The 26,722-nt window shown below is 70.4% G+C and carries 19 protein-coding genes and 1 pseudogene; 12 read left to right on the forward strand and 8 right to left on the reverse strand.

Annotated features, from left to right (window positions below):
- Positions 1-67: 67 nt before the first annotated feature.
- The 3 genes from ACFVYF_RS08575 to glgC all read left to right on the forward strand — a co-directional run bounded on the left by ACFVYF_RS08575 (position 68) and on the right by glgC (position 3,339).
- Positions 68-850 (forward strand): (2Fe-2S)-binding protein, encoded by a 783-nt coding sequence (locus tag ACFVYF_RS08575; RefSeq protein ID WP_389452822.1) that lies wholly within the window; start codon positions 68-70, stop codon positions 848-850.
- A gap of 36 nt (positions 851-886) precedes the next feature.
- Complete coding sequence (gene glgA, locus ACFVYF_RS08580) at positions 887-2,038, forward strand: glycogen synthase (RefSeq protein ID WP_389452825.1); 1,152 nt, start codon at positions 887-889, stop codon at positions 2,036-2,038.
- 80 nt (positions 2,039-2,118) lie between these two features.
- Positions 2,119-3,339, forward strand: coding sequence for a glucose-1-phosphate adenylyltransferase (glgC, locus tag ACFVYF_RS08585; protein WP_389452827.1), 1,221 nt, complete (start codon positions 2,119-2,121; stop codon positions 3,337-3,339).
- Positions 3,340-3,372: 33 nt separating this feature from the next.
- Here the strand turns inward: glgC and ACFVYF_RS08590 are convergent, their stop codons facing one another.
- The 5 genes from ACFVYF_RS08590 to ACFVYF_RS08610 all read right to left on the reverse strand — a co-directional run bounded on the left by ACFVYF_RS08590 (position 3,373) and on the right by ACFVYF_RS08610 (position 9,152).
- Positions 3,373-4,362, reverse strand: a complete 990-nt coding sequence (locus ACFVYF_RS08590; RefSeq protein ID WP_389453601.1) for an ABC transporter permease — start codon at positions 4,360-4,362, stop codon at positions 3,373-3,375.
- A gap of 38 nt (positions 4,363-4,400) precedes the next feature.
- A complete protein-coding gene (locus ACFVYF_RS08595; protein WP_389452830.1) occupies positions 4,401-5,363 on the reverse strand; it encodes an ABC transporter permease in 963 nt (320 codons plus the stop codon).
- On the reverse strand, positions 5,356-6,897 hold the full coding sequence (locus ACFVYF_RS08600) for a sugar ABC transporter ATP-binding protein (RefSeq protein WP_389452833.1): 1,542 nt from the start codon (positions 6,895-6,897) through the stop codon (positions 5,356-5,358). The genes ACFVYF_RS08595 and ACFVYF_RS08600 overlap by 8 nt, the downstream gene beginning before the upstream one ends.
- 1 nt (position 6,898) lies before the next feature.
- Positions 6,899-7,996, reverse strand: a complete 1,098-nt coding sequence (locus ACFVYF_RS08605) for an ABC transporter substrate-binding protein (RefSeq protein WP_389452836.1) — start codon at positions 7,994-7,996, stop codon at positions 6,899-6,901.
- Positions 7,997-8,138: 142 nt separating this feature from the next.
- Positions 8,139-9,152, reverse strand: coding sequence for a LacI family DNA-binding transcriptional regulator (locus tag ACFVYF_RS08610; RefSeq protein WP_389452838.1), 1,014 nt, complete (start codon positions 9,150-9,152; stop codon positions 8,139-8,141).
- A 158-nt stretch (positions 9,153-9,310) separates the two neighbouring features.
- Between ACFVYF_RS08610 and ACFVYF_RS08615 the strand changes: the two genes are divergently transcribed.
- The 4 genes from ACFVYF_RS08615 (at position 9,311) to ACFVYF_RS08630 (ending at position 17,754) form a co-directional block, all read left to right on the forward strand.
- Positions 9,311-11,914 (forward strand): PA14 domain-containing protein, encoded by a 2,604-nt coding sequence (locus tag ACFVYF_RS08615; protein ID WP_389452841.1) that lies wholly within the window; start codon positions 9,311-9,313, stop codon positions 11,912-11,914.
- A gap of 335 nt (positions 11,915-12,249) precedes the next feature.
- Entirely contained in the window at positions 12,250-14,589 is a 2,340-nt protein-coding gene (locus ACFVYF_RS08620; RefSeq protein WP_389452844.1) for a GH92 family glycosyl hydrolase, read from the forward strand.
- A 145-nt stretch (positions 14,590-14,734) separates the two neighbouring features.
- Entirely contained in the window at positions 14,735-16,087 is a 1,353-nt protein-coding gene (locus tag ACFVYF_RS08625) for a wax ester/triacylglycerol synthase family O-acyltransferase (RefSeq protein WP_389453604.1), read from the forward strand.
- A 170-nt stretch (positions 16,088-16,257) separates the two neighbouring features.
- Positions 16,258-17,754: an SDR family NAD(P)-dependent oxidoreductase gene (locus tag ACFVYF_RS08630; RefSeq protein WP_389452847.1), complete on the forward strand. Its 1,497-nt coding sequence runs from the start codon at positions 16,258-16,260 to the stop codon at positions 17,752-17,754.
- A gap of 458 nt (positions 17,755-18,212) precedes the next feature.
- Here ACFVYF_RS08630 and ACFVYF_RS08635 read toward each other — a convergent pair whose 3' ends face one another.
- On the reverse strand, positions 18,213-18,797 hold the full coding sequence (locus ACFVYF_RS08635) for a TerD family protein (protein ID WP_389452850.1): 585 nt from the start codon (positions 18,795-18,797) through the stop codon (positions 18,213-18,215).
- A 287-nt stretch (positions 18,798-19,084) separates the two neighbouring features.
- On the opposite strand from ACFVYF_RS08635, the pseudogene ACFVYF_RS08640 reads away from it, so the two are divergent.
- Positions 19,085-19,264, forward strand: a pseudogene (locus ACFVYF_RS08640) (rhomboid family intramembrane serine protease); the annotation flags it as partial.
- Positions 19,265-19,278: 14 nt separating this feature from the next.
- On the opposite strand, the gene ACFVYF_RS08645 reads toward ACFVYF_RS08640, so the two are convergent.
- Positions 19,279-20,472 carry a permease gene (locus ACFVYF_RS08645; RefSeq protein ID WP_389452853.1) on the reverse strand — a complete coding sequence of 398 codons (1,194 nt, stop codon included), beginning with the start codon at positions 20,470-20,472 and terminating at the stop codon, positions 19,279-19,281.
- Between the two features lie 546 nt (positions 20,473-21,018).
- Here ACFVYF_RS08645 and ACFVYF_RS08650 point away from each other — a divergent pair.
- On the forward strand, positions 21,019-21,150 hold the full coding sequence (locus ACFVYF_RS08650; RefSeq protein WP_389453644.1) for a hypothetical protein: 132 nt from the start codon (positions 21,019-21,021) through the stop codon (positions 21,148-21,150).
- A 99-nt stretch (positions 21,151-21,249) separates the two neighbouring features.
- Positions 21,250-21,732, forward strand: a complete 483-nt coding sequence (locus ACFVYF_RS08655; RefSeq protein ID WP_389452856.1) for a GNAT family N-acetyltransferase — start codon at positions 21,250-21,252, stop codon at positions 21,730-21,732.
- A gap of 84 nt (positions 21,733-21,816) precedes the next feature.
- On the opposite strand, the gene ACFVYF_RS08660 is transcribed toward ACFVYF_RS08655, so the two are convergent.
- The gene (locus ACFVYF_RS08660) at positions 21,817-23,340 is read right to left on the reverse strand and encodes an amidase (protein WP_389452859.1); all 1,524 of its coding nucleotides are present in this window, start codon (positions 23,338-23,340) and stop codon (positions 21,817-21,819) included.
- 395 nt (positions 23,341-23,735) lie between these two features.
- On the opposite strand from ACFVYF_RS08660, the gene ACFVYF_RS08665 reads away from it, so the two are divergent.
- Positions 23,736-26,114, forward strand: coding sequence for an alpha-L-fucosidase (locus ACFVYF_RS08665; protein ID WP_389452861.1), 2,379 nt, complete (start codon positions 23,736-23,738; stop codon positions 26,112-26,114).
- A 160-nt stretch (positions 26,115-26,274) separates the two neighbouring features.
- Positions 26,275-26,721 (forward strand): SRPBCC family protein, encoded by a 447-nt coding sequence (locus tag ACFVYF_RS08670; protein WP_389452864.1) that lies wholly within the window; start codon positions 26,275-26,277, stop codon positions 26,719-26,721.
- Position 26,722 lies beyond the last annotated feature (1 nt).

Raw genomic sequence — 26,722 nt, forward strand, 5'->3', positions numbered from 1 at the left:
GAGCCTCTGTCCTCCCCAAGGTGGGTGACACAGGAGGGATCCCCCCTGGTGCAAACCCCTAGGGGCCTTGGTACTACTGCTCTTCGTGGACCTCGACCCCGAACTGGCAGCGCTCATCCCGCTCGGCGGCTTCTTCGTACTACGCACCGGAGTACCACCGCGCGGGCCACTGCCGACCCTCGCGCGGGCGTACGCGCGAGCACCGGTCACCTCACACCACGATGTTTACGGAGATCCGTTAACTTTCCGTGTCCGAAAAGTTGCGACAAGTCTCCGAGTGTCCGAGACCCGTGTCGCGGCGTCGGTGGCGCACCAGGCGCTCGCGGCCCGTCTGTGGTCGGTCACCCTCGGCGCCGCCGTGCTGTACGGGCGCGTGCCGGACCTCGACCCGCGGACACTGCACTGGGATCCGGACGGCGGCGCACCGGACGAACTGTGGCTCTCCCAGGTCCGCGCGCTGCCCGTCACGGCGATCGACGAGGTCGTACGCGAAGGGCATCTGGTCCCGCTGGCCGCGGCCCTGCGTGCCCGGTACGCGGTCGCGCCGCGCCTGCTGTGGGGCAACGCCGGATCCGCGCTCGCCGCCACCGTCCGTCAGATCGCCCGCTGGGCCCACGCGAACGACCGGCCGGAGGCGGCGGACCGCGCCCGCGCCCTCGGCGCCGGACTCTTCGCGCATCCCGACCTGGCCGGCACCCTGGACGCCGGCACGCTGCGCCGCCGCAGCTGCTGCCTCTACTACCGCGCGCCGGGCGGCGGACTGTGCGGTGACTGCTGCTTCGACCGCCCGCCGGGCCGCCCGCACCGATCCGGAACCCCGCGCTCTTCCCCAGGAGCCGCATCTGGGTGACCATGAGGGACCAGCCGTCATGACGAGGGGTTCTGTGTGCGAGTGGGACTGCTGACACGGGAGTATCCGCCTGATGTGTACGGCGGTGCGGGGGTCCATGTCGAGTTCCTCGCCCGCGAGTTGAGACCCCTCGTCGACCTCGACGTGCACTGCTGGGGCGAGGGCGGCGCGGGCGGTGTCGTACGCCACCGCCCCTGGCCCACGCTCGACGGTGCCAACGACGCCCTGCGCACCTTCTCCGTGGACCTCTCCATCGCCGCCGCCCTCGAAGGCCGCGAACTCGTCCATTCGCACACCTGGTACGCCAACCTCGCCGGCCACTTCGGCAAGCTCCTGTACGGCATCCCGCACGTGATGACCGCCCATTCCCTGGAGCCGCTGCGCCCCTGGAAGGCCGAGCAACTCGGCGGCGGATACGCCCTGTCGAGCTGGGCGGAGCGCACCGCGGTCGAGGCCGCGGACGCCGTGATCGCCGTGTCCGGCGCGATGCGCGAGGACATTCTCACCTGCTATCCCGCCCTGGACCCGGCTAAGGTGCGCGTCGTGCACAACGGCATCGACACCTCCCTCTACCAGCCGGATCACGGCACGGACGTCCACACCCGCCTCGGCATCGACCCCGGCCGCCCGTACATCCTGTTCGTCGGCCGCATCACCCGCCAGAAGGGCGTGCCCCACCTGCTGCGAGCGGTACGGGACATCGACCCGGCCGCCCAGGTCGTGCTGTGCGCCGGCGCGCCCGACACCCCGGAGATCGACCGGGAGTTCCGCGATCTCTTCCAGGAGCTGAGCGCCGTACGCGCGGGAGTGCACTGGATCCCGCAGATGCTGCCCCGCCCGGACGTGATCCAACTCCTCACGCACGCCACGGTGTTCGTCTGCCCTTCCGTGTACGAGCCCCTCGGCATCGTCAATCTGGAGGCGATGGCGTGCGGAACGGCCGTGGTGGCCTCCCGGGTCGGCGGCATCCCCGAGGTCGTCGACGACGGCCGGACGGGCCTGCTCGTGGACGTCGACGGCGACTTCGAGGCGCGGCTCGCGCGCGCCCTGGACTCGGTGCTCGCCGACCCGGAAGGCGCCCGGCGGATGGGCGAGGCCGGACGGGAGCGCGCGGTGCGGGAGTTCGGCTGGGACGCGGTGGCCAGACGGACCGTCCAGTTGTACGAGGAAGTCCGCAAACCGGGGTAGTCATTCGGACAGGCGTAGTTCGGAACCAGGGGCCGGCCCGCAGCGGGGCGCGTCCCGACCGGGTGTAGAGGGGCGGCGGCATGCGGCGCGGTGGACCTTCGGTGCTGGGAATCGTACTGGCGGGTGGGGAGGGCAAACGTCTGATGCCCCTCACCGCGGACCGCGCGAAACCCGCGGTCACCTTCGGCGGGACCTACCGTCTCGTCGACTTCGTCCTCTCCAACCTCGTCAACGCCGACGTTCTGCGCATCTGCGTCCTGACGCAGTACAAGTCGCACTCCCTGGACCGGCATGTGACGACGACCTGGCGGATGTCGAGCCTCCTCGGCAACTACGTCACGCCGGTGCCCGCCCAGCAGCGGCTCGGCCCGCGCTGGTATCTGGGCAGCGCCGACGCGATCCTGCAGTCCCTCAACCTCGTGCACGACGAACAGCCCGACTACATAGCCGTGTTCGGTGCCGACCACGTGTACCGCATGGACCCGCGGCAGATGCTCAGCCGGCACATCGAGGGCGGAGCCGGCGTGACCGTCGCGGGCATACGGGTGCCCCGCGAGGAGTCCTCCTCGTTCGGGGTCATCAGCCCGGGGTCCGACGGGCAGACCGTGCGGGGCTTCCTGGAGAAGCCGGCCGACCCGCCGGGCCTCCCGGACGACCCCGAGTGCGTCTTCGCCTCGATGGGCAACTACATCTTCACCACCAAGGCCCTGATCGAGGCCCTCCAGCGGGACGCCGAGGACGAGAACTCGGTGCACGACATGGGCGGTTCGATCCTGCCGATGCTCACCGACCGCGGCGAGGCGCAACTGTACGACTTCAGCGACAACCACGTGCCCGGCGAGACCGCCCGGGACCAGGGCTACTGGCGTGACGTCGGGACCCTGGACGCGTACTACGACGCCCACATGGACCTGATCGCGGAACGCCCCGCCTTCAACCTCTACAACCGCAGCTGGCCCGTCTACACCCACTCCGGGCAGCTGTCGCCGGCGCGCTTCAACGCCGGTGGCATCGCCAGCGAGTCCATCATCAGCGCGGGCTGCCTCATCCGGGGACAGGTCACAAGATCCGTACTGTCACCGGGCGTTGTCGTCGACCCGGGTGCCGTCGTCCAGGGTTCGGTGCTGCACGACAACGTCCACATCGGCCGCGGTGCGGTGGTGCGCGGCGCGGTCCTCGACAAGAACGTCCAGGTGCCGCCGGGCGCGACGATCGGCGTCAACCCGACGCGGGACACGGAGCTCTACACGGTCTCCAAGGGCGGAGTGATCGCTCTGGGGAAGGGGCAGCGGGTTCCCTAGGGAACCGACGGCGAGCGAGGCGGCGGGTACGCGTCACAGCACCCGCCGCCTGCGCCCCAGCCAGGTCTGCGCGACGACCACGACGGCCAGGAAGGCGCCGCTGACGACCTGCTGGTACGCCGAGTCCAGTGAGCCGATCTGGTTGATGACGTTCTGGATGACCTTCAGGAGCAGGACACCGACCAACGAGCCGCTGAGGAAGCCGAATCCGCCGGTCAGCAGCGTGCCCCCGATCACCACCGCGGAGATCGCCTCCAGTTCCATGCCGGAGCCGAGGATCGTCACGCCCGACACGAGCCAGGCCGCGTTGAGCGCGCCGGCGAGCCCCGCGCACAGACCCGAGAGGGTGTAGACGGCGATCTTCGTACGGGCCACGGGGGCGCCCATGAGCGCCGCCGCGTCCTCGTTGCCGCCGACCGCGTACACGTACTGCCCGAACCGGGTGCGCCGCAGGACGACGGCGCCCAGCACGAACAGGGCCACGGTGATCCAGACGGGCACGCCGATGCCGAACCAGGTGCCCTGGCCGAGCGTGGCGAAGAAGGACTCCTTGTCCACGAGATAGGTGGTCGAGCCCTCGTCGGTGACCGAGAGCAGGATGCCCCGGGCGCCCAGCATCGCGGCGAGCGTGACGATGAAGGGCGCGAGCCGCGAACGGGCGATCAGCACTCCGTTGACCAGGCCGATCAGGCCGCACACGGCGAGCGGGAGCAGCAGCGCGACGGCCGTTCCGTACCGCGAGCCCCAGGCGGCCAGCACCCCGCCGAGCGCGAACAGGGAGCCCACCGACAGATCGATGCCGCCGGTGACGATCACGAAGGTCATCCCGAGCGCGACCACGGCGAGGAACGCGGAGGACAGCGCCATGTTCTCCAGGTTGTCGCCGGTCAGGAACGTGTCGAAGCTCAGGGACGCCGCGACCATGGCGACGACGAGCGTGGCCAGCGCGCCGTGCTGCTGTGCGAGGGCGCTCAGCCGCTCGGAGCGGCTCGCCCCCAGGGGTTCCTCGTCGGGTGTGCTCATCAGGCGTACCCGCTTCTGTGCGTCCGTGAGGTCGGTCGTCATCGCTTCCCCCGTTCCCGTGCCGCGTAGACGGCGAGGACGATCACCACGGCCTGGGCGATCTGGGTCCACGACGGCGGCAGATCGTGCTTGATGAGGGTGGTGGTGAGCAGCTGGATCAGGACGGCGCCGGCGACCGTGCCGCCGATGCGGATCCGCCCGCCGCTCAGCGGAGTGCCCCCGACCACGACCGCGGTGATCGCGGACAGCTCCATCAGACTGCCGAGGGAGGTCGGATCGCTCGCGGTGAGACGTGCCGTGGCGAGGACTCCGGCGATCGCGGCGAGGACGCCGGAGCAGACGTACACCAGGATCAGTACCCGGCGCACCGGCAGACCGGCGAGCCGGGCCGCCGGACGGCTGTCGCCGATGGCCAGCAGCTGCCGGCCGAACGTCGTACGGCGGACGACGAAGGCGACGACCAGCGTGAGCCCCGCCGCGATCAGCACCAGATACGGGACGCCGAGCACATCGCCCGAGCCGAGGGCCGCCATGCCGGGGTCGCGGACGTCCTTGAGCTGGGGGAGCAGCACCAGGGCGAGACCGCGTCCGGCGACCATCAGCGCGAGGGTCGCGACGATGGGCTGGACCCCCACGAAGGCGATGAGGGCGCCGTTCGCCACGCCCACCAGGACACCCCCGAGCACCGCGACCAGTGCGGCGAACCAGGGGCCGTATCCGAGATAGAGGGACAGGACCGAGGTGGACAGGGCCATCACCGACCCCACGGACAGGTCGACGCCCTCGCTGCCGATCGCCAGCGCCATGCCCAGCGCGACGATCAGGACCGGGGCGACCTGGACGGCCTGGGTGCGGAAGTTCTCGGCGGACAGGAAGTGCGGGGTGAAGGCGAGGTTCGCGAGGAGCAGGACCGCGACCCCCGCGTAGACGCCGTACTCCTGGAGGAGACGCAGCAGGCGGTCGCGGTCCCCGGTCACCCGCCCGAGCGACAGCTCAGTCATCGGTGCCTCCCGTGGCCGCGGCGCTGCCCGGGCCGGCGGGCGCCGCCGCGATGGCACGCATCAGCCGGTCCTCGGTGACGGCGTCGCCGGTCAGTTCCTCGACCACGGCCCCGTCCTTGAGGACGACCACCCGGTCGCTCCCTTCGATCAGCTCCTCGGTGTCCGAGGAGATCAGCAGCACGGCGAGCCCGTCGTCGGCGAGCTCGTCGATGAGTTTCTGCACCTCCGCCTTGGCGCCGACGTCGATGCCACGCGTCGGCTCGTCCAGGAGCAGGACCTTGGGGTGCATGGCCAGCCAGCGCGCGAGCAGGACCTTCTGCTGGTTGCCGCCGGACAGTTCGCCGACCTTCTGGCCGGGGCCCGCCGCCTTGATGCGCAGCCGCTTCATGAAGCTGTCGACGATCCGGTCCACGCGCGCCTCGTCCACGAGGCCGAAGCGGGACAGGCCCGGCAGCGCGGCGAGTGCGATGTTCTCGCGGACGGAGAGCCCCGGCACGATCCCCTCGGCCTTGCGGTCCTCGGGCAGCAGGCTGATGCCGGCGCGGATCGCGGCGGGCGTCGAACCGCCGCGCACCCGGACGCCGGCCACCGTGACCCGGCCGGAGTCCGTGGGTAACGCGCCCGCGATGGCCTTCGCCGTCTCGCTGCGGCCCGATCCGAGCAGTCCGCCCAGCCCCACGACCTCACCGGGACGAATGGACAGGGACACGCCGTGCAGCCGGTGACGGACCGTCAAATCACTGGCTGCCAGGACTGGTTCTGCCTCGGTCCGATGGCTTCCCGTGAACTTGGTCAGACCCTCGCTCCGCACCTCGCCGATCTCCCGTCCCAGCATCAGCGACACGAGTCGCAGCCGGTCGAGGTCGGCGATCCGCCCCGTGTGGACGACCTTGCCGTCGCGCAGCACCGTGACCATGTCGCAGATCTCGTAGAGCTCGTCGAGGCGGTGGCTGACGTAGATCACCGCGATACCGCGCTCGCGCAGCGTCCGGATCACCTCGAACAGGGTGCGCACCTCGCGCGGTTCGAGCGAGGAGGTCGGCTCGTCCATGACGACCACCCGGGCGTCGACCGACACGGCGCGGGCGAGGGCCACCATCTGCTGGGCGCCGACGCCCAGTTCACGCAGCGGCCTGCGCACGTCGACGCGCAGGCCCAGGCCGCGCAGCGCCTCGTCCGCCCGGCGGTGCATCCGCCCAAAGTCGATGAGGCCGAGGCGGCCGCGCGGCTCCCGCCCGAGGAAGAGATTGCGGGCCACGCTCATCAACGGGACGAGGTTGACCTCCTGGTAGATGGCGGAGATGCCCGCGTGCTGTGCCTCCAGGGGCGTGCCGAAGCGGACCGGGGAGCCGTCGTACGTCACCTCGCCCGCGTCCGGCCGGTAGACGCCGGTGAGGACCTTGATGAGGGTCGACTTGCCCGCGCCGTTCTCGCCGATGAGCGCGTGCACCTCCCCGGCGCGGGCCGTGAAGTCCACGGCGGACAGCGCCTTCACGCCGGGGAAGGTCTTGGACAGGCCGGTCACCGACAGCACGTCAGTAGGCCTTGCCGAGGTCCGACTTGGCGTTGGCCGTCGTGTAGGCGCTGTCCTTGATGACGATGTCCTGGGCGACCTTGCCGCCCTGGGTGAAGGTGTCGAGGGTCTGGAAGGCGAGCGGTCCGAAGCGCGGATTGGACTCGATGACCCCGTCGATCCAGCCGTCGACGATGCCCTGTACGGCGTTGCGCGTGCCGTCGATCGTCACGATCTTCACGGCGCCGGCCTTCTTGCCCGCTCCCTTCAGGGCGTTGACGGCGCCGAGGCCCATCTCGTCGTTCTCGGCGTAGATGCCCTTGATGCCGGGCTTGGACTGGATGAGGTTCTCGGTGACCGACTGCCCCTTCTCCCGGGCGAATTCGCCGGTCTGCTTGAAGACGACCCTGAGGCCCGGTGCCTTCTCCTTGAGGCGGTCCTCGAAGCCCTGGGTGCGCTCGGTCGTCACGTTGTTGCCCGCGGCGCCGAGCAGGATGGCGATCTCGCCCTTGCCGCCGGTCGCCTCGATCATCCGGTCCGCGGCGCGCTTGCCCTGCTCCACGAAGTCGGAGCCGATGAAGCTCACATAGTCCTTGCAGGCGGTGGCGTTGATCTTGCGGTCGACGGTGACGATCGGGATGTTCTTGGCGGACGCGGTGCGAAGCACCGGCTCCCACCCGTCCGAGTTGAGCGGCGCGATCACCAGCAGGTCGGCGCCCTTGGCGATGAGGTCCTGGACATCGCTGATCTGCTTGGAGAACTGCGACTGCGCGTTGGCCGTCAGCAGCTTCACGCCCCGCCTCTTCGCCTCGGCCTTGAGGGACGCGGTCTCCGCGATCCGGAAGGGGTTGGCCTCCTTCTCGGACTGGGAGAAGCCGACGGTGGCGCTCTTGAGGTCCAGCTTCCTGCTGCCGTAGGCATCGACCGTGCAGGTCGGTCCGGAACCGGAGTCCGGCGAGGCGACGACCTGCCCCGAGTCGCCCTGGCCGGCGGAACTGCTGTTCTTGTCCGCCGAGTCCTCGGACTTGGCGCATCCGGAGACGAGCGCGAGGCTCGTGACGAGGCCGGTGGCGAGAAGGGTCCTGACAGAGGTACGGCGGAGAGGTGCGATCGGCTTCATGGAGTCCCCAAACGGCGCGGCCCCGGCGCTGGGAGCGCTCCCGGGGATGATCGGCTCTTGCGGTCAACTCGGTGTGCACGGCGTTCAGGGGAGGTTTTTACATCGTTGGAAGGGCGCTGTAAACCCTTCCGTCCGAATCCCGTCAGCGTCGGCCCAGGGTGCTCTCCCGCTCGATCAGCCGGAATTCCGCGGTGAGTTCACGTCCACCGGGCTCCGCGCGGCCCGAGAGGGTGCGCAGCAGCGAGGCCACCGCCATCCGCGCGATGGCCTGCTTGTCCGGCGAGACCGTGGTCAGTGTGACCGCCCCGAACCGACCCTCCTCGATGTCGTCGAACCCGGCCACCGCCACGTCCCACGGCACCCGCAGCCCCCGCTCGTGCAGCACGCGCATCGCACCGATCGCGACCAGGTCGTTGTACGCGAAGACCGCGTCCGGGCGTACCCCGGAGTCCAGCAGCCGGGCCATCGCCCGTGCACCCTCCGCGCGGTCCCAGCCGCCGACCGGCACCACCAGGCTGTCGGGTGCGGGCACCCCGGCCGCCGTCAACTCCTCGCGCCAGCCCGCGAGTCGCAGATGGGCCGGCCGGTTGGCCGAGTCGGTGCGGGCCCCCAGATAGGCGATCCGCGTACGGCCGCGGCTCAGCAGATGGCGTACCGCGGTCCGTGCCGCCGCCACGTTGTCGATCGCGATGTGGTCGTAGGGCAGGTCGTACTCGCGCTCGCCGAGCAGCACCAGGGGCACGTCGTCCGTGCGGCCGCGCAGGTCCTCGGACTCCAGCTCCAGCGGGCTGAGGATCAGACCGTCGATCACATTGGCCCGGAAACCCTGGCTGACCAGCACCTCCTGCTCACGGTCGCCGCGCGTGTGGTCGAGGAGCACCGTGAACTCGTGCTCGGCCGCCGCGTCGACGACCGCTCCGGCCAGCTCCGCGAAGTACGGGTTGCCCAGTTCCGGCACGGCGAGGGCGATGATGCCCGTACGTCCCTTGCGCAGATGGCGGGCCGTCAGATTCGGCCGGTAGCCCAGCTCGTCGATGGCCTCCTGGACTCTGGCCCGCATCCCCGGGGTGACGTGCGGATAGTTGTTCACGACGTTCGAGACGGTCTTGATCGAGACGCCGGCATGCTCGGCGACGTCCTTCAGGCTGACCCGCAAGGGATCTCCCTTTCATCGATGTGCGCCCCTTCCACGAGGGCGTTTGTCATGACCCTGGACAGCGGCCGGGAGCCGTGCTCTCATGCCAACTGCCGTTCCTTCCAACGTTGTACAGACTGAAGCAACGAGCCGCCACCCTTCCTCAGCCAAGGAGGATCGTGAGCATCAGACGACTCAGAATCCGCATGGCGCTCCTGCTCGCAGCGGTGCTCGGCACGGCGGGACTCGCCGCCGTACCCACCGCGACCGCGGCCGACGACCCTGTTGAGGTCCACGGCCTGAAGGGCGAGTACTACACCCAGTCCGCACCCGGAGCCTTCGACTTCCACGAGCTCAAGGCCACCGGATTCGACCCCCGCCTCGACTTCGACAATCTGGAGCCGCGGCTGGACTTCGCCACCGGACAGCCGGACGACGTCAGCGTCCGCTGGACCGGCAGGATCGTGCCGGAGAAGACCGGCGCCCACACCTTCTCGATCACCGGCGACAACGGCTTCCGGCTGTGGGTCGACGGCAAGCTGACCATCGACCACTGGGTCGACGACTGGGACCGGGAGCAGACCTCGCAGCCGGTCGAGCTGACCGCCGGGCACGCCTACGACCTCAAGGTCGAGTACTTCGAGCACTTCGGCGGCTCCAACCTCCATCTGCGCTGGACCCCACCCGGCAGCAGCAAGACGGCCGTCCCGCAGTCCGCGTTCCGGCTGCCCGACGGATACGTCTACGACGGCGCCGTCGCGACCACCGTCACGGCGGACGGCCGTACGCTCCGTCTCGACTTCGCCCAGGACCTGGCCGCGCCCCCGGCCGGATTCACCGATCACGCCGAGGCCGTGATCGGCGGCGCCAAGTGGCCCCTGACCTCAGCCAAGTTGGATCCGGCCGACCCCAAAGCCCTGCTCATCGGCCTCAAGGAGCCGGTCGTCGGCAACAGGACCGGCACCGCCCGGGGCACCGCCGATCTGCGCTACGACGGCAAGGGCGGGCTCTCCGGAGCGAACGGCAACGTTGTCAACGCCTTCTGGAGCAGCGGCCCGAACCATTCCACGTACGAACTGCGCACACAGTGGGCGGACGACGTCGGACCGGGCAACGCGCACCCCGAGTACCCGCGGCCCCAGTTGACCCGCGACGACTGGCAGAACCTCAACGGGTCATGGCAGTTCGCCGCTGCCGAGGCCGGCGAGCGGCCCCCGGTCGGCAGGAACCTCGGGGAGAAGATCCTCGTGCCCTACCCCGTGGAGTCCCAGCTCTCCGGCATCGAGCGGCACGAGGACCGCATGTGGTACCGCCGCACCTTCACCGTCCCCCGCGACTGGAAGGTCGGCTCCGGCAAACGGCTCCAGCTCAACTTCGGAGCCGTCGACTGGCAGTCCGAGGTGTACGTCAACGGCACCAAGGTCGCCCAGCACAAGGGCGGCTACGACAAGTTCAGCGCCGACATCACGGACGCCCTGAAGCCGGGCCGCACCCAGGAACTCATCGTCGGGGTGTACGACCCGACCGACGCGCAGGGCGGCGAGAACCCGCCGGTCGGCAAGCAGCGCCTGGACCCCAGCGGCATCTGGTACACGCCGTCGTCCGGTATCTGGCAGACCGTCTGGATGGAGCCGGTGGCGGCCGACCACGTCGACTCGCTCAAGCTCACGCCCGATGTCAGGGACGGTCAACTGGCCATAGAAACCAAGGGCGTTCGTGCCGGAGTGACCGTCAAGGCGACGGCGTACCAGGGGCAGCGCAAGGTCGGCACGGCGACCGGACGGACCGGCACCCCGCTGACCCTCGACATCCCGAACGCTCGTCTGTGGTCGCCCGACGACCCGTTCCTCTACGACCTCGACGTGAGCGTCGGGCGCGACCGCGTCAGGAGCTACTTCGGGATGCGTGCCATAGCCGTCGAGCAGGTGAACGGCACCCCGCGCACCGTCCTGAACGGCAAGCCCGTCTTCATGATGGCCACGCTCGACCAGGGCTTCTGGCCGGACGGACTGCACACCGCGCCGACCGACCAGGCCCTCGCGTACGACCTGAAGATGCACAAGCAGATGGGCTTCAACGCCGTCCGCAAGCACATCAAGGTCGAACCCGACCGCTGGTTCTACTGGGCGGACAAGCTGGGCCTGATGGTCTGGCAGGACATGCCCGCGATGACCGCCGGGGTGAACCCGGACGCCGCGTCCCGCGCCGAGTACGAGCGCGAGATGAAGCAGATGATCGACGAGCACATCAGCAGCCCGTCGATCGTCATGTGGGTGACCTTCAACGAGGGCTGGGGCCAGTACGACGAGGCCCGCATCGCCGACCAGGCCAAGTCCTGGGATCCCACCCGGCTGGTCAACAGCATGTCGGGCCTCAACCTGGGAGCCGACGGCGGCACCGGCGACATCATGGACGAGCACGGCTATCCGAGCCCGGCGCTGCCACCCCACCCCGACGGGAAACGGGCGCTGGTCAGCGGCGAGTACGGCGGCCTCGGCCTCGCGGTGCCGGGCCACGCCTGGTCGGTGCAGCAGTCGTACGTGGACGTGGACCCGTCGGCGTACACGGACGACTACCTGGCCCGGCTGGCCGAAGTGCACCAGCTCGCCTGCAAGGGCGGCAATGGCGCCGTCTACACCCAGATCTCGGATGTGGAGGGCGAGCTGAACGGGCTGCTGACCTACGACCGGAAGGTGGTCAAGCCCGATGTGCAGCGGCTCAAGGCGGCCCATGACGCGCTGATCCACGACGCGTCGCAGCCGACGCCGGCGGGTTGCTCCTGACGGCGGGGCGCTCGCGGTGAGAGCCTCCCCGCTGCACCGCGCGCGCCTCGCGCCGACCCGCTGACGGTTCGCCGGCACGGTCCGCCCGCCGCTCGACGGAGGGCGGACCGTACCGCGACGCTCCGCCGGGGCCGCGGGCGGGCGGACCCGGGGCGGGGGATCCAGGACCCGGGAGCCGGCGTGTGCGAGGTCGCTTCGCAGGACAGCCGCGGTTCGCCTGAATGCCGAATTCCCCGCCCGGCCGCGACCCTTGACGAGTACATCCGCACGACGAAGAATGAGCGCGCTGTGCGCTTTGACAACGTTGTCCAAGCCTTGAGGAGGCGGTCCCGCCCATGAGATGGACCCAACGGCTACGCGGTGCGGGGACGGTGGTCGCGGCGGCCGCGCTCCTCGGCGGCGCTCTCGCGGCTCCGGCGGCTCAGGCCGCCGCCCCGCGCGCCGGTCAACTCACCGATCTGGTCAACCCGTTCATCGGGACACAGAACGAAGGCAACACCTACCCAGGCGCCGCCGTGCCCTTCGGCATGGTGCAGTTCTCGCCGGACACCGGTCACAACACCGGCTACGACTACTCCCAGAACCACATCCGCGGCTTCTCCCTCGTCCATCTGTCGGGCGTGGGCTGCGGTCTGGGCGGTGACCTGCCGGTGCTGCCCACGACCGGGGACGTCGGCCAGACGGACTACTCGAAATACCAGGCCGAGTTCAGCCACGACGACGAGAGCGCGAGCCCCGGCTCCTACCGGGTCGGCCTGAAGACCGGCATCGAGGCCGAGCTGACCGCCTCGGAACGCACCGGCGTGCAGCGCTACACCTTCCCGGCCACGGACAAGGCCAACGTGCTGCTCAACGCGGGCCAGTCGCTGCACAGGACGGTCTCCACCAAGGTCGAGATCCTCGACAGCCGCACGGTGCGCACCGCCATCACCGGCAGCGGTTTCTGCCAGGCCACGAAGCCGTACACGGTCTACACGATCACCCGGTTCGACCGGCCGTTCACCACTTCCGGCACCTGGAACGGCGACACCGTCACCCCGGGCTCCAGGGAGTCGGCGGGCACCGGTCGCAACGGCGCCTTCGTCCGCTTCGACACGAGCAAGGACCGTACGGTCGAGGCGACCACCGCCCTGTCGTACGTCGACGCCCGCGGCGCCGCGGCCAACCTCCGCTCCGAAGGCGGGCGTTCCTTCGACACCGTCCGCCGTGAGGCGCAGCGTTCCTGGGAGGCACGCCTCGGCGACGTACGCGCGAAGGGCGGCAGCGACACCCTTCGCCGCACCTTCTACTCGTCCCTGTACCGGTCCTTCCTGGCGCCCAACATCGGCAGCGACGCCGACGGCCGCTACACCGGCTGGGACCAGCGGATCCACCGCGCGGACGGGTTCACGTACTACCAGAACTGGTCACTGTGGGACACCTACCGCACCCAGTCCCAGCTCCTCTCCCTCCTCGCGCCGCGCGAGGCGCGGGACATGGCGATCTCCGTCGTGAAAATCGACGAGGAGAGCGGCTGGCTGCCCAAATGGGGCTACGGCACGGCCGAGACGAACATCATGACCGGCGACCCGGTGACCCCCTTCCTCACCAACGCCTACCAGCAGGGTCTGCTGAAGGGCTATGAGGAGCGGGCCTACCGCGCGCTGAAGAAGAACGCCGACGGGGTGCCGCCGGCCGACTCGCCCGCAGTGGGCCGCGAGGCCAACCAGGAGTACATCGCGAACGGCTTCGCGCCCTACATCAAGGGCCGCCCGCACGCGAAGCCCGGCGACTCCGACTACGACCACGGCCCCTCGGCGACCCTGGAGTACGCCCTGTCGGACGCGATGCTCGCCGAGATGGCGGGGGACCTGGGCCATGAGGCGGACGCCGCGCGCTATGCCGACCGGGCGCAGAACTACCGCGAGATCTTCGACCCCTCGACCGGCTTCTTCCGGGCCCGGGACGCGTCCGGCGCCTTCGCGGGACCGGCGGACCCGGCCAAGAGCGAGGGCTTCCACGAGGGCACGTCCTGGCAGTACCAGTGGCTCGTGCCGCAGGACCTCCCGGGCATGGTCGACCTGATCGGCGGCCAGCAGGCGGCCAATGACCGGCTCGACTCGTTCTTCGCGTACGAGCAACTGCTGAAGGACCCGGCGAGGACCGCTCGCGACGTGTGGGTCAACGGCCCGTACGACTACTACAACGCGGACAAGTACAACCCGCAGAACGAGCCCGACCTGATCGCCCCGTACACGTATCTCTCCACCGGGCAGCCCTGGAAGACGACCGACGTGGTGCACGCCGCGCTGACGCTCTTCACGGACGCCCCGACCGGCATGACCGGCAACGACGACCTGGGCACCATGTCGGCCTGGAACGTCCTGTCGTCGCTCGGGATCTTCCCGGTGCAGCCCGGCTACGACACGTGGGGCCTGTCCACACCCGTCTTCGACCGGGTCGATCTGACCCTCGACCGCCGCTACTACCCGCGCGGCGGGCTGACCATCACGGCACCGGGCACCTCGGACACCGCCCGGTACATCCAGTCGGCCCGCACGGACGGTGCCGCCTACGACCGGACGTATCTGACGACCGAGTCGCTGAGGGGGCTGCGCTCGCTCGCCTTCACGGTCGGCGGCGAGCCGTCCGGGTGGGGTACGGCGGCCGACGCGGCGCCTCCTGCGCTGAACTGACCTCAGGTGGCACTTGAGTCCCGCCCCTCCCCGCGGGGCGGGACTTAATCTGCTGTTAACTGAGCGTAGCTTGATCGTACTTGACCGTAATCGCCTGGCGGGGATTGACTGCTTGTTCACCCGTCGTCGACGCGAGAGCAAGCCTTTGACCTCCGACCTGCTCGCACCACTCGACCTGGCGTTCTGGAACATCGAGTCCGCCCAGCACCCGATGCACCTCGGTGCCCTCGGGGTCTTCACGGCTCATTCGCCCACCGCGGGCGCCCATGCGGCCGACCTGCTCGCCGCCCGCGCCGCCGCGGTGCCGGGGCTGCGCATGCGGATCCGCGACGTGTGGCAGCCGCCGAGGCTCCCGCTGACCTCGCCGGCCTTCCCGCTCTCCTTCGGCGGCGCGGCCCGCGAGCCCGCCCCCGACTTCGACCCGCTCGACCACGTACGGCTGCACGCCCCGTCCGCGGACTTCCATGCGGAAGCGGGCCGCCTCATGGAACGCCCGCTGGAGCGCGACAAGCCCCCGTGGGAGGCCCATGTGCTGCCGGGCGAGGACGGCGTGTCCTTCGCCATCCTCTTCAAGTTCCACCACGCCCTGGCCGACGGGCTGCGGGCGCTGATGCTCGCCGCGGCGCTCATGGACCCGATGGACATGCCGGCCCCCCGGCCGCGCCCGGCGGAGCCCCCGCGGGGCCTCTTCCCGGACGTCCGCAAGCTGCCGGGCCTGGTCCGCGGCACCCTCTCCGACCTGGGCCGGGCCCTCGACATCGGCGCCTCCGTCGCCCGCGCCACCTTGGGCGTACGGTCCTCGCCCGCGCTCACCTCCGAGGCCACCGGCACCCGCCGCACCGCCGGCGTCGTCATCGACCTCGACGAGGTGCACCGCATCCGCAAGACCGTGGGCGGCACCGTCAACGACGTCCTGATCGCCGTCGTCGCGGGCGCCCTGCGCCGCTGGCTGGACGAGCGCGGCGACGGCAGCGCAGGGGTCGCGCCCCGCGCCCTGATCCCGGTCTCCCGGCGCCGTCCGCGCACCGCGCACCCGCAGGGCAACCGGCTCTCCGGCTATCTCATACGGCTCCCGGTCGACGACCCGGACCCGCTCGCCCGGCTGCGCACCGTGCGCACGGCCATGGACCGCAACAAGGACGCGGGGCCGAACCGCGGAGCGGGCGCCGTCGCCCTGCTGGCCGACCATGTGCCGGCACTCGGGCACCGGCTCGGCGGACCCGTCGTCGGACAGGCGGCCCGGCTCCTCTACGACATCCTCGTCACCAGCGTGCCGCTGCCCAGCCTCGGGCTGAAGCTCGGCGGCTGCCCGCTCACCGAGGTCTATCCGTTCGCCCCGCTGGCCCGCGGGCAGTCCCTGGCGGTCGCCGTCTCCACGTTCCGCGGCCGCGTCCACTACGGGCTCGTCGCCGACGCGGAGGCCGTGCCGGACCTGGACGTACTGGCGCGTGCGCTGTCCGAGGAGGTCGGGGCGCTGCTCGCCGCGTGCACGGTCTGACCGGCGGGGTCCGGGCCGCCGGGCGGCGCTCGCCGCGGGCCCGGAACCGGTCGCGGACGGCTCCATGATCACCGCGGGTTTGGTGCCTTTGCCCTGTGCTCCGTAAAATTCCGCCTTCGAAGGCGAGCGCGGTTCGAGCGCGGCGCTGAACCCGAGGAACGGCAACGGCCATGACGGTGACAGACGACAGCCAGGCGACCTCCGCCGTGGACACGGCAGGGGTGGCGGACGCCGCGTACGGCCCCGGCATCGACCCGGAGCGGATGGCCGTCTGCCTGAGCGTGCTCGACGAGCTCGACAAGCTGGACGTCGACCACCCGGACGCCGTCGCCGTGCGCCGCGCCACCGCGGGCATCTACCGCACGGTCAAGCAGCGCCGCCGCCAGGAGCGCCGGGCCGCCAAGACCGCCCACGACAAGGCGGTCACCGAGTCCACGGCCACCGGCTCCGCCCAGCGCATCGACGACGAGACGGAGGGCATCCTGCCCTCGTCGGTGACGGAACAGGGCGAGATCGCGGGGATACTCCAGCGCCCGCGCTCCTGCTACATCTGCAAGGCGCGGTACGTCGAGGTCGACTACTTCTACCACCAGCTCTGCCAGAACTGCGCCGCCGAGAACCGCTCCCGCCGCGACGCCCGCGCCGACCTCACCGGCAAGCGCGCGCTGCTCACCGGCGGCCGCGCCAAGATCGGCATGTACATCGCGCTCAGGCTGCTCCGCGACGGCGCGCACACCACCATCACCACACGCTTCCCGAACGACGCCATCCGCCGCTTCAAGGCCATGCCCGACAGCGACGAGTGGATCGGCCGGCTGAAGATCGTCGGCATCGACCTGCGCGACCCCGCCCAGGTCGTCGCCCTCGCCGAATCCGTGGCCGCCGAGGGTCCGCTGGACATCCTGATCAACAACGCGGCGCAGACCGTCCGCCGCTCCCCGGGCGCGTACAGCGAGCTGCTCGCCGCCGAGTCGGGCCCGCTGCCCACCGGTGAGCTGCCGCCCGCCGAGGTGATCGGCACCTTCGGTTCGGGCGCCGTGGCCGCGCTCCCGGTCGCCGGGGGCGGTGCACTCACCGCCAAGGAGGTCACGGACCTCGCGCTGGTGTCCGGCTCGGCGTCCCTGGAGCGCATCGCGGCCGGCACGGCCATCGACGCGGGCGGGCTCGTGCCCGACCTGCACGACACCAACAGCTGGATCCAGTCCGTCGAGGAGGTCACGCCGGTCGAGCTCCTGGAGGTCCAGCTCTGCAACTCCACCGCGCCGTTCATCCTCATCAGCCGGCTGCGGGCGTCGATGGCGGCCGCGCAGGCGGAGCGCACGTACATCGTGAACGTCTCCGCGATGGAGGGTGTCTTCAACCGCGGCTACAAGGGAGCGGGCCACCCGCACACCAACATGGCCAAGGCGGCCCTGAACATGCTCACGCGCACCAGCGCCCAGGAGATGTTCGAGAAGGACGGCATCCTGATGACGGCCGTCGACACCGGCTGGATCACCGACGAGCGCCCGCACCCCGACAAGATGCGCCTCGCCGACGCGGGCTTCCACGCCCCGCTCGACCTCATCGACGGCGCGGCCCGTGTATACGACCCGATCGTCCGCGGTGAGCAGGGCGAGGATGTGTTCGGCGTCTTCATGAAGGACTACGCGCCCGGCAAGTGGTGACGCCGTCAGCGGGGGCTCGGCGCGCGGTTCCGCAGCCGGTCATGGACGGCGTACGCCGCTGAGGGGAGCGACCCTGGGGTGTGCGGTCCCGGGGTGTGCGGTTCCGGGGTGTGCGGCCCCGGGGCGTGCGGTCCGGGGGTGCGCCGCCCGTACGCGCGTACCGCCGTCCACCAGCAGATCGGCTCCGGTGATCCACTCCGCCGCGTCCGAGGCCGGCGCTCCGGGTCCCGTGCCTGACGCAGACCCGGCGTCCGGCCCGCGCCGGCTGCTCGGCCACCGGCCGCCCGGTTCCGCGCGCCCCCGGTGACCAGGGCGGTCCTGTCCTCAAGTCCGTACGGCGGCATCATCCGCGTACGGTCTTATGACGGGCCGTCAGTCACCAGGGGCGGCTCGGGGCCGGTCCGTGGTGGGGGAGCCGGCGGGCCGCGCCGTGGCGAGTTGTCAGCTCACGGCACTTGCTACTTGCTCACCGCGAAGCGCATCAGGGCCTGCTCGTCGCCCTGCTTGATCTTCCCCGTCGTGTTGATCACCTCGAGCTTCCAGCTCGACCCGGCCCGGATCGCCTTGGCCACGGCGCAGCCGTTGTCGCTGCTGAGCAGGCTGGGCCAGATGTCGGCGACCTGCTGGGTGGTGCCGCCGGTGGCGTCATACACCTTGAAACTGATGTTGCGCGCCTTCTGGAAGGAACTGCCCTTCTTGTAGGCGGCGGCGACGAAGACGATCGCCGTGATGTTCGGCGGGACCCGGCTGAACTCGACGGTCACGGTCTCGTCGTCACCGTCCCCGCGTCCGGTCTGGTTGTCGCCGCTGTGCACCAACGCGCCGTTGCCCAGCGGATCCAGGGAATCGAGGCCGGCGAGCCGCACGGGGTCCGCCCCCTGCATCGCGATGGCGATCAGGTCAAGGTCGGTGCCGGTCTTCCGGCGGATCTTCCCGATCACCCCGCCACTGCTGCCGGCGGTGGGGTCCCAGGACACCCCGATGGACAGGTGGGTCACCCCGTCCAGATCCGCCGGGCCGTCTTCCTTCTTGAGCGTGATCATGCGTGATCCTCATGGTGGTGGGACTACAACGCATGAAGTCTGCCTGGAGACGTCTTGACTTGACACACCAGGTCCAGGAATAGGCGTTTGCCGACCGAATCGGACGACTGGCGGGAACCGGGCCACGCCCGCACGGCGTTGAACACCACACGAGGGCACACAGGGGGTTCCCATGGCGTACGAGCCGTACCGCACCGCACGACTCTTCCCGCACCGGCGTCACGCGGTGAGCGGGTCAAGGGCGCGGCTGCCCTGATGGCGGGCTGGGTCGTCCTGCTCCGGGTGCTGTCGGTCTCCTCGTCGGCGCGGTCTACGGCTCGATCCTGTGGGGAGTGCTGCCGACGACCGAAGGGGTCAGCTGGCAGGGGCATCTGTTCGGACTGATCGGCGGGGTGGCCGCGGCCTTCACGTTCCGACGGCCCCGGGCCGAGGGGAGACAGCGGACCCGCCGCGCCGACGGAACCTGAACCGCGGTTCCTGGTCAGTGGTGCCCGTGCCCGTGTCCTTCGTTCCCGTTCCCGTTCTCATCGTGACCGGCCGCCGTCTCCGGAGCGCCGCCCATCATCCGCAGCATGGCCGGGCCGCCCGTGCGCAGGAACCGCAGGACCAGAGCGGCCGCGAGCAGCAGGAACGCGATGTTGAGCCAGGTCGTGTAGTTCCAGGTGACGCCCTGCGTGGGGATCTTCGCGTCGCCCTGGTCGGGGATCAGGCCGAGACCGCCGAAGAGGAACTCCACGACGTACCCCGCCAGCACCATGGCCGCGTAGAACGTGACCAGCAGGAAGCCGGTCATCCGCGGTCCGTAGTACTTCCGGTAGATGTTCAGGATGGGCAGGATCAGCAGGTCGGCGAAGATGAACGCGACCGCGCCGCCGAAACTGATGCCGCCCTTCCAGAGCACGACGGCCAGCGGCACGTTCCCGATGGAGCACACGAACGAGGCGATCGCCACCAGCGGCCCCACGAGCGGACCGATCACCTTCGCGGCGAGCGGATGCCCGTCCAGGAAGAACGAGCGCCAGAACGTGTCGGGCACCCAGGCCGCGATGGCCCCCGCGATCAGCAGGCCGATCACGAGATCACGCAGGATGGCCGCCCACTCCATCACGAAGACGTGCGCCACCGAAGTGAAGCCGTCGCGTGAGAACAGCCGCCGTACGAACGACCCTTCTCCGCGGACCGACATGTCCATCGCGGCATGCCCCTCCATCGACCCGGCGATCCCGCGCTCCGCCCGCTCCCGGGCGGCACGCAGCAGCCCCTCCCGCAGGAAGATCCGGAAGAGCACCGCCAGGACCACGATCATGACCGGACCGCCGACGAACTCGGCCACGGTGAACTGCCAGCCCATCAACAGGGCCAGAATCACGCCGAGTTCGACCACCAGATTGGTCGAGGCGATCTCGAAGGCCATCGCCGCCGTGAAGTTCGCGCCCTTGCGGAACAGCGAGCGCGCCAGGGCCACGGCCGCGTACGAACAGGACGAGGAGGCCGCGCCGAGTCCGGCGGCGACCGCGAGCGTCCGCGGCCGGTCGTCGCCCAGCAGCCGTACGACCGTCGACCTGCGCACCACCGCCTGCACGACCGCGGACAGCCCGAACCCGAGGATCAGTGCCCAGGTGATCTCCCAGGTCATCGAGCCGGTGATGGACAGAGCGTGCAGGATGGCGTGCATCGGCTGGGTCTCTCCCGGTGGTTCCTTCGGCCGGCCGGAACCGCCGGGGCGTCGTGGTGGTGCGGGCCCGCTCCGGCCGTCGGTCGGGGCGCCGTCCGCCCCGCGCTCTTCATCTCTTCCGCGTTTTCCGGGTGTCCCGCACTCTCTTCCAGCCGTTGCGCCGAACGGGTGGCGATGAAGCAGGGCACAGTCCCTCAAATTGCGGCATACCGGGGCCGGATGGACGCTGAATGACTCGAGACAGTTACCTCGAGTTTTCAGCCCCATCGAGCGGGCGTCCGCTCATTTGGTTACTCTGTACCGGACGGACAGCCAGACTGGGTTCCACCCACACCCACGGTCCGTCCCGGGACTTGCCGGTCATCACGGCCTGCTCTCATACGAGTTACCGGCGCCACCGCGTCCGAACTGCTTCGACCAAGACCCGAGCGGACGTCAGGCGCACAGCAGCAGACTGGGCCAGTACGTCCCGAGGGTGACCCGACACATAAGGAGTGCGCGGTGACACCGGAGAAGACGAGTAGCGATCAACGCTCCAAGGAACGTATGGAGCGCGCAGGCCGGGGGCCCGACAAGAAGCTCGGCAGTCTGGACGTGTGGTCCAGGTCCGCCCCGATCCGGCTGGCGGGTTACGAGGACGACCTCGCCGAGCCGCACATCCTGCCCAGCGTGGACTGACCTCCGGGTCTCCGGACCTCTGGGTCTCCGGACCTCTGGACCTCCGGAAGAGGAACCCATCGCGACAGCTGACGGCATGGGCGTGCCAGACTCGCGCCCATGCTGATCAGAGAAGCCGCGGCCGAGGACTGGCCGCGGATCTGGCCTTTCTGGCACCGCATCGTCGCCGCCGCCGAGACCTACGCCTGGGACCCCGGCACCTCCGAGGAGGCCGCCCGCGCCCTGTGGATGGGCCCGGGCAAGCGGGTGTACGTCGCCGAGGACGACACCGGCGCCGTCGTCGGCTCGGCCTACGTCACCCCCAACTACGGCGGTCCCGCCGCCCGGATCGCCAACGCCGGCTTCATGGTCGATCCCGGCCGTTGCGGACGCGGCATCGGCCGCGCGCTCGCCGAACACCTCCTCGCCGCCGCGAAGGCCGAGGGCTACCGCGCCATGGTGTTCAACGCCGTCGTGGAGACCAACCCCGCGGTCGGACTGTGGACTTCGCTCGGCTTCACGATCCTCGGCACGGTGCCGGACGCCTACGAACACCCACGGCACGGGCGCGTGGGACTGCACATCATGTACAAAGCGCTGTAGCCGCGAGGGGCGCTGATCCCTCGCGTCGGGACGGGGCGGCCCGCCGCGAGGGGCGCGCTGGTCCCTCGCGTCGGACGGCGGCCGCTAGTCCAGAGGTGCCGTGCGGGCCCAGGGGCGCAGCTTCTCCAATTGCTCCGCCACTTCGAGGAGAACCAGCTCCGAACCGGGCCGCCCCACGAGTTGTACGGCACACGGGAGGCCCGACGGCAGCGTGCCGAACGGGACCGACAGGGCGGGCCAGCCGGTGAGATTCCAGGTCGGCGTCAGCGGCGAACAGGCGGTGTTGACCAGCAGGTTGCGCAGCCAGCCCCGCTCGTGCCACGGCGCCGCGGCCGGACCTCGCCTGGCGAGCGCCGGGGTGAGCAGCACGTCGTGCTCCGCGAAGAACGGTTCCATCCTGCGGCGCAGCTGCTCACGGCGACCGCCGCCATGTACGCCTCGCACGAAGCGGCGCCCCACGGCCGCGTGGACGCGGGTGCGCCGGGTGAGCAGCCCACGGTCGAGCTCCTCGGCGTCCACCGCCGTGCCCGCCGTCCAATGGGCGAGTGACGTCGTGCTGAGCCACCACGGGTACGGCGGCTCGGCCGCGCTGATCCGGTGACCCGCCCCGGCCAGCAGCTCGGCGGCCTCGCGGGCCGCGGTCGTATACGGACGGGTGATACGCACACCGAGGAGGGGGCTGCGCAGGGACAGGGCGATGGTGTGGGTGACGGGTCCGCGTGCCGGTACGGCGCCGGTGTCGCCGGGGCCGGCATCTGCGGGACTCGCCTCGGCGCGCTCGGCACCGGCATCTGCGGGGCTTACGTCGGTGTGCCCGGCGTCGGCGCTCGGGTCTGCGGGGCTCACCTCGGCAGGCTCGGCACCGGCGCCGGTATCCGCGGTGCTCACTCCGGCACGCTCGGCCTCGGTGCCGGCCTCGGTGCCGGCGAGGACCGTGAACATCAGGCGGGCGTCCTCGACGGTGGTCGCGAGCGGGCCGTTCTCCGACATGCCGAACCAGTCGCCGTGGCCGATTCCGGCCGGGACCGTGCCGTGGCCCGGCTTCAGTCCGACCAGACCGCAGTGGGCGGCCGGGATGCGCAGGGAGCCCATGCCGTCGTTGCCGAGGGCGATCGGGACCATCCCGGCCGCGACCGCGGCGGCGCTCCCGCCCGACGAACCGCCGGCCGTGCGCGAGGTGTCCCACGGGTTGCGGGCGATGCCGTGCACCCCGTCCGTGGTCCCGAAGACGCAGAGCTCGGGCACGTTCGTCAGCCCCACCACCACTGCGCCCGCCGCGCGCAGCCGGGCCACGGTGACGTGGTCGTGCTCGGCCGGGGTCCCGGGAGTCGCCGCCGAACCGTTGCGGGTGGACTCGCCGCGTACGGCCAGGTTGTCCTTGACGGCCACGGGCACGCCGGCCAGAGGGAGTCCGGAGAGATCCCTCGTGGCCAGCTCGTCGGCCTCCGCGAGGGCAGCCTCGGTGCGCAGCGCGCGGAACGCGCCGACCCGGGCGTCGAGGCGCTCGATCCGGGCGAGGTGCTCGGCCACCACCTCACGTGGCGTGGCCCGCTTCTCGCGTACGGCGGCGGCTATCTCGGTGGCGGTCCGGCCGACCCAGCTGGTCACGGGCGCTCCCTGTCGTGTGGTGACGCGTGGACGTACTCGTCCTACTCGTGAGTAGTACGAGGAGCACTGTGCCCGGGAACGGGGGCCGCGTCGAGAGTGCCGGGCTCCGGCGTTGCAGACAGCCGTGACCGGACCGGCTGGACGCGGTACCGGACGGCGCGTCCTGTGCGCCGACCGCCTCCGCTCGGGCGACCGAACCCGTCACCCCGGCCGGTCGCGACCCGTCCCCTTGGACATCCGCGTCTCTCCCCTTGGACTTTCCCGCGGACGCCGAAACGCATCGGGGCAGGACCGAGGGTCATCCGACCACTCGCTCAACTTCCTTCCCTGCGTGCCCCATTGACAGGATTTCAAGGCGGCTCGATCATCAAACATCCGATGAATTGGAGCCGCTCATGAGTACGTATCCAAGACGTCAGGTCCTGGGAGCCGCCGCGGGAGCCGCTGTCGCCGCGACCGTTCCCCTGGCCGCCTCCGCCTCCGCCGCGACAGCCGGCCCGGCGTCGGCCGAGGCCCTCCCCGTGACCCCGGCCGACGCCCGGAACAAGGGCCAGTGGGTCCCGGTGCCCGACCCGATACCCGTGCCCCTCGACACCCACTTCGACAACGACGGGATCGACACCGCCACCGCGCACGGCGGGAGCTTCGACGGGTCGGGCTACACGTTCCCGGGTGAGGAACTCCCCGCGGGCCGTGTGGAGGTCGGCGGAATCCCGTTCCTCTTCCCGTCGTCGGCCGCGGGCGCGAAGAACAACGTGGTCGCGCTCGGCCAGCGCCTCGATCTCCCCAAGGGCCGCTATCTGTCGGCCCTGTTCCTCACCGCCGGCAGCTACGGCGACGCCTCCGGCAAGGCCACCGTGCACTACGCGGACGGTTCGGCCACGACGGCCGGGCTCGGCGGGTCCGACTGGTACGCGGGCGGCGCCCTGTCCGCCCCCTACCGCTACCGGCCGGACGGCACCAAGGACGAACACGCCGTCGGCATCGGGACGGCGGAGGTCTGGATCGACCCGCAGCGCGAGGCGGTCGCCCTGACCCTGCCGGTCACCCACCCCGCCGAGGAGAACCGGACATCCCTGCACGTCTTCGCGCTCTCGCTCCAACCAGCCGCCCAGGGGCGGGCGTTGGCCCTGCGGGACGCGCACTCCACCTTCTCGCTCCTGGAGTCGAGCGGCGCCCAGAGCGTGGAGGCCACCGTCGTCAACGCGGGCACGATTGCGGTCCTCGCCGGTGACCAGGTGTCGGTCGGGGTCGAGGTGCCGGGCGCCCGCACCGTCGAACCCGCGCCCGTGACGCGGCTCGATCCCGGCGAGCAGGCGCGCGTCCGTGTCGGCATCCGCAACCGCGTGGGTACGAAGCCGGGAACGGCGCAGGACGGCAAGGTGATCGTCAGCGGGCGCGGCCGGCAAGTCGACGCGGAGAGCAGCAAGTTGATCCTGGGTGTTCCCGACTACCGGGCCACCGAGGAGTCACTGAGGGGTCATCAGGCGCCGTACTGGTTCCACCGCGCCAAGTTCGGCATCTTCATCCACTGGGGTGTCTACTCGGTGCCCGCCTGGTCGCCGGTCGGCAAGCAGTACGCCGAGTGGTACTGGAACCACATGGAGAGCCCCGGCAACGCGGTGTACGCGTATCACCGCGAGACCTACGGCGAGGACTTCGCGTACGACGACTTCATCCCCATGTTCACGGCGGAGAAGTTCAACCCGCGGGCGTGGGTGGAGCTGTTCCGGGACGCGGGCGCGCAGTACCACGTCCTGACGTCGAAGCACCATGAGGGCTTCGCGCTGTGGGACACCGAGTTCGCCGACCGCAACTCCGTGAAAATGGGCCCGAAGCGCGATCTCGTCCGCGAACTCTTCGACGCCTCCCAGCGGTTCACGCCGGAACTCAAACGCGGCCTGTACTTCTCGATGCCCGAGTGGTTCAACCCGGACAACCCGTGGATGGGCCATGCCCCGCGCAATCCGTACACCCTGGAGCCGCTTCCGTACACCGGATACACCGCGGGCAAGGACTATGTGAAGGACTATCAGGCTCCGCAGATGCTGGAGCTGATCCATGGCTACGACCCGGCCCTGATCTGGTGCGACATCGGCGGGGCCAACGGCAGCGTCGAGGTGCTCGCCGAGTACTTCAACCACGGCAAGAACAGGGCCAAGCCGTACGAGGTGACCGTCAACGACCGTTCGGGGATCGGCTTCCACGACTTCACGACCCCTGAGTACGCCACGTACGAGAACACCGTCGTCGCCAAGTGGGAGTCCAGCCGTGGCCTCGACCCCCGCAGCTACGGCTACAACAGGGCGACTCCGGACGATGCTTACATGACCACCGAGGAGGTCGTCCACAGCCTGGTCGACATCGTCTCCAAGAACGGCAACTTCCTGCTCGACATCGGCCCGCGCGCCGACGGCACCATCCCGGAGATCATGCAGACCCGGCTCAGGGAGACGGGCCGCTGGCTCAAGGTCAACGGCGAGGCGATCTACGACACCACGTACTGGTCGCGGATGGCGGAGCTCGGCGAGGACCTCCGTTTCACGGTCCGGCAGAACATGGCCTTCTACATCCATTCGCTGACCGCACCCGGCAGCAAGCTGACCGTCGAAGCACCGGTGCCGATCCGCGGTGGTGACAGGGTCAGCATGCTGGGTTACCACCGGCCCCTGACCTGGACCGTGAGCAACGGTTCACTGGTGATCGACGTACCGGAGGCGGCACGCAAGGCCGGCAGGCATGTCTGGGTGTTCAAGGTGGAGTGGCATGGCTGACCCCGCGCCTCGCTGACGCGGGCCGGTCCCGTCCGTGCCCGGTCCCGGATCGGGGCACTCCGTGCGACCTGCACGGGCGGGGCCGGGCCCGTAGGCTGGGACCGCTGGGCGGACTCGGGCGCTCAGCCGGAGCTCCAGCGACCGCAGCACAGGAGGAACCGTGTCCGGTCAGTTCGAGGCGAAGGCCGAGATCAACCGTCCTGTCGAGGAGGTCTTCGCCTACCTCGCCGAGGGCACGCACGACCCCGAGTTCAGCCCCAGGGTCCAGAAGATCACCAAGACGCCGGAGGGCCCGACGGCCGTCGGCACGGTGTTCACGAGCACGGTCAAGGACGCCGGCATGAAGACCGGCCGGACCTTCCGGATCACCGAGTTCGAGCCGCCCCACCGGATCCGCTGGACGGAGGTCTCGAAGAACCTCGTGACGGCGGACCAGGGCGGCTACGACTTCGAGGCGACCGGCCTGGGCACGACCCGCGTCAGGATCTTCAACGTCCTCGAAGGCCATGGCATCGGCAAGCTCCTGGTGGGCCTCGCCCTGGGCGCGGCACGCAAGGACGCCGACGCGTTCGGGCAGCGGATCAAGGCCGCGGTCGAGGCCTCCTGAG

The sequence above is a fragment of the Streptomyces sp. NPDC058274 genome, from assembly GCF_042881375.1.
Taxonomy (GTDB): domain Bacteria; phylum Actinomycetota; class Actinomycetes; order Streptomycetales; family Streptomycetaceae; genus Streptomyces.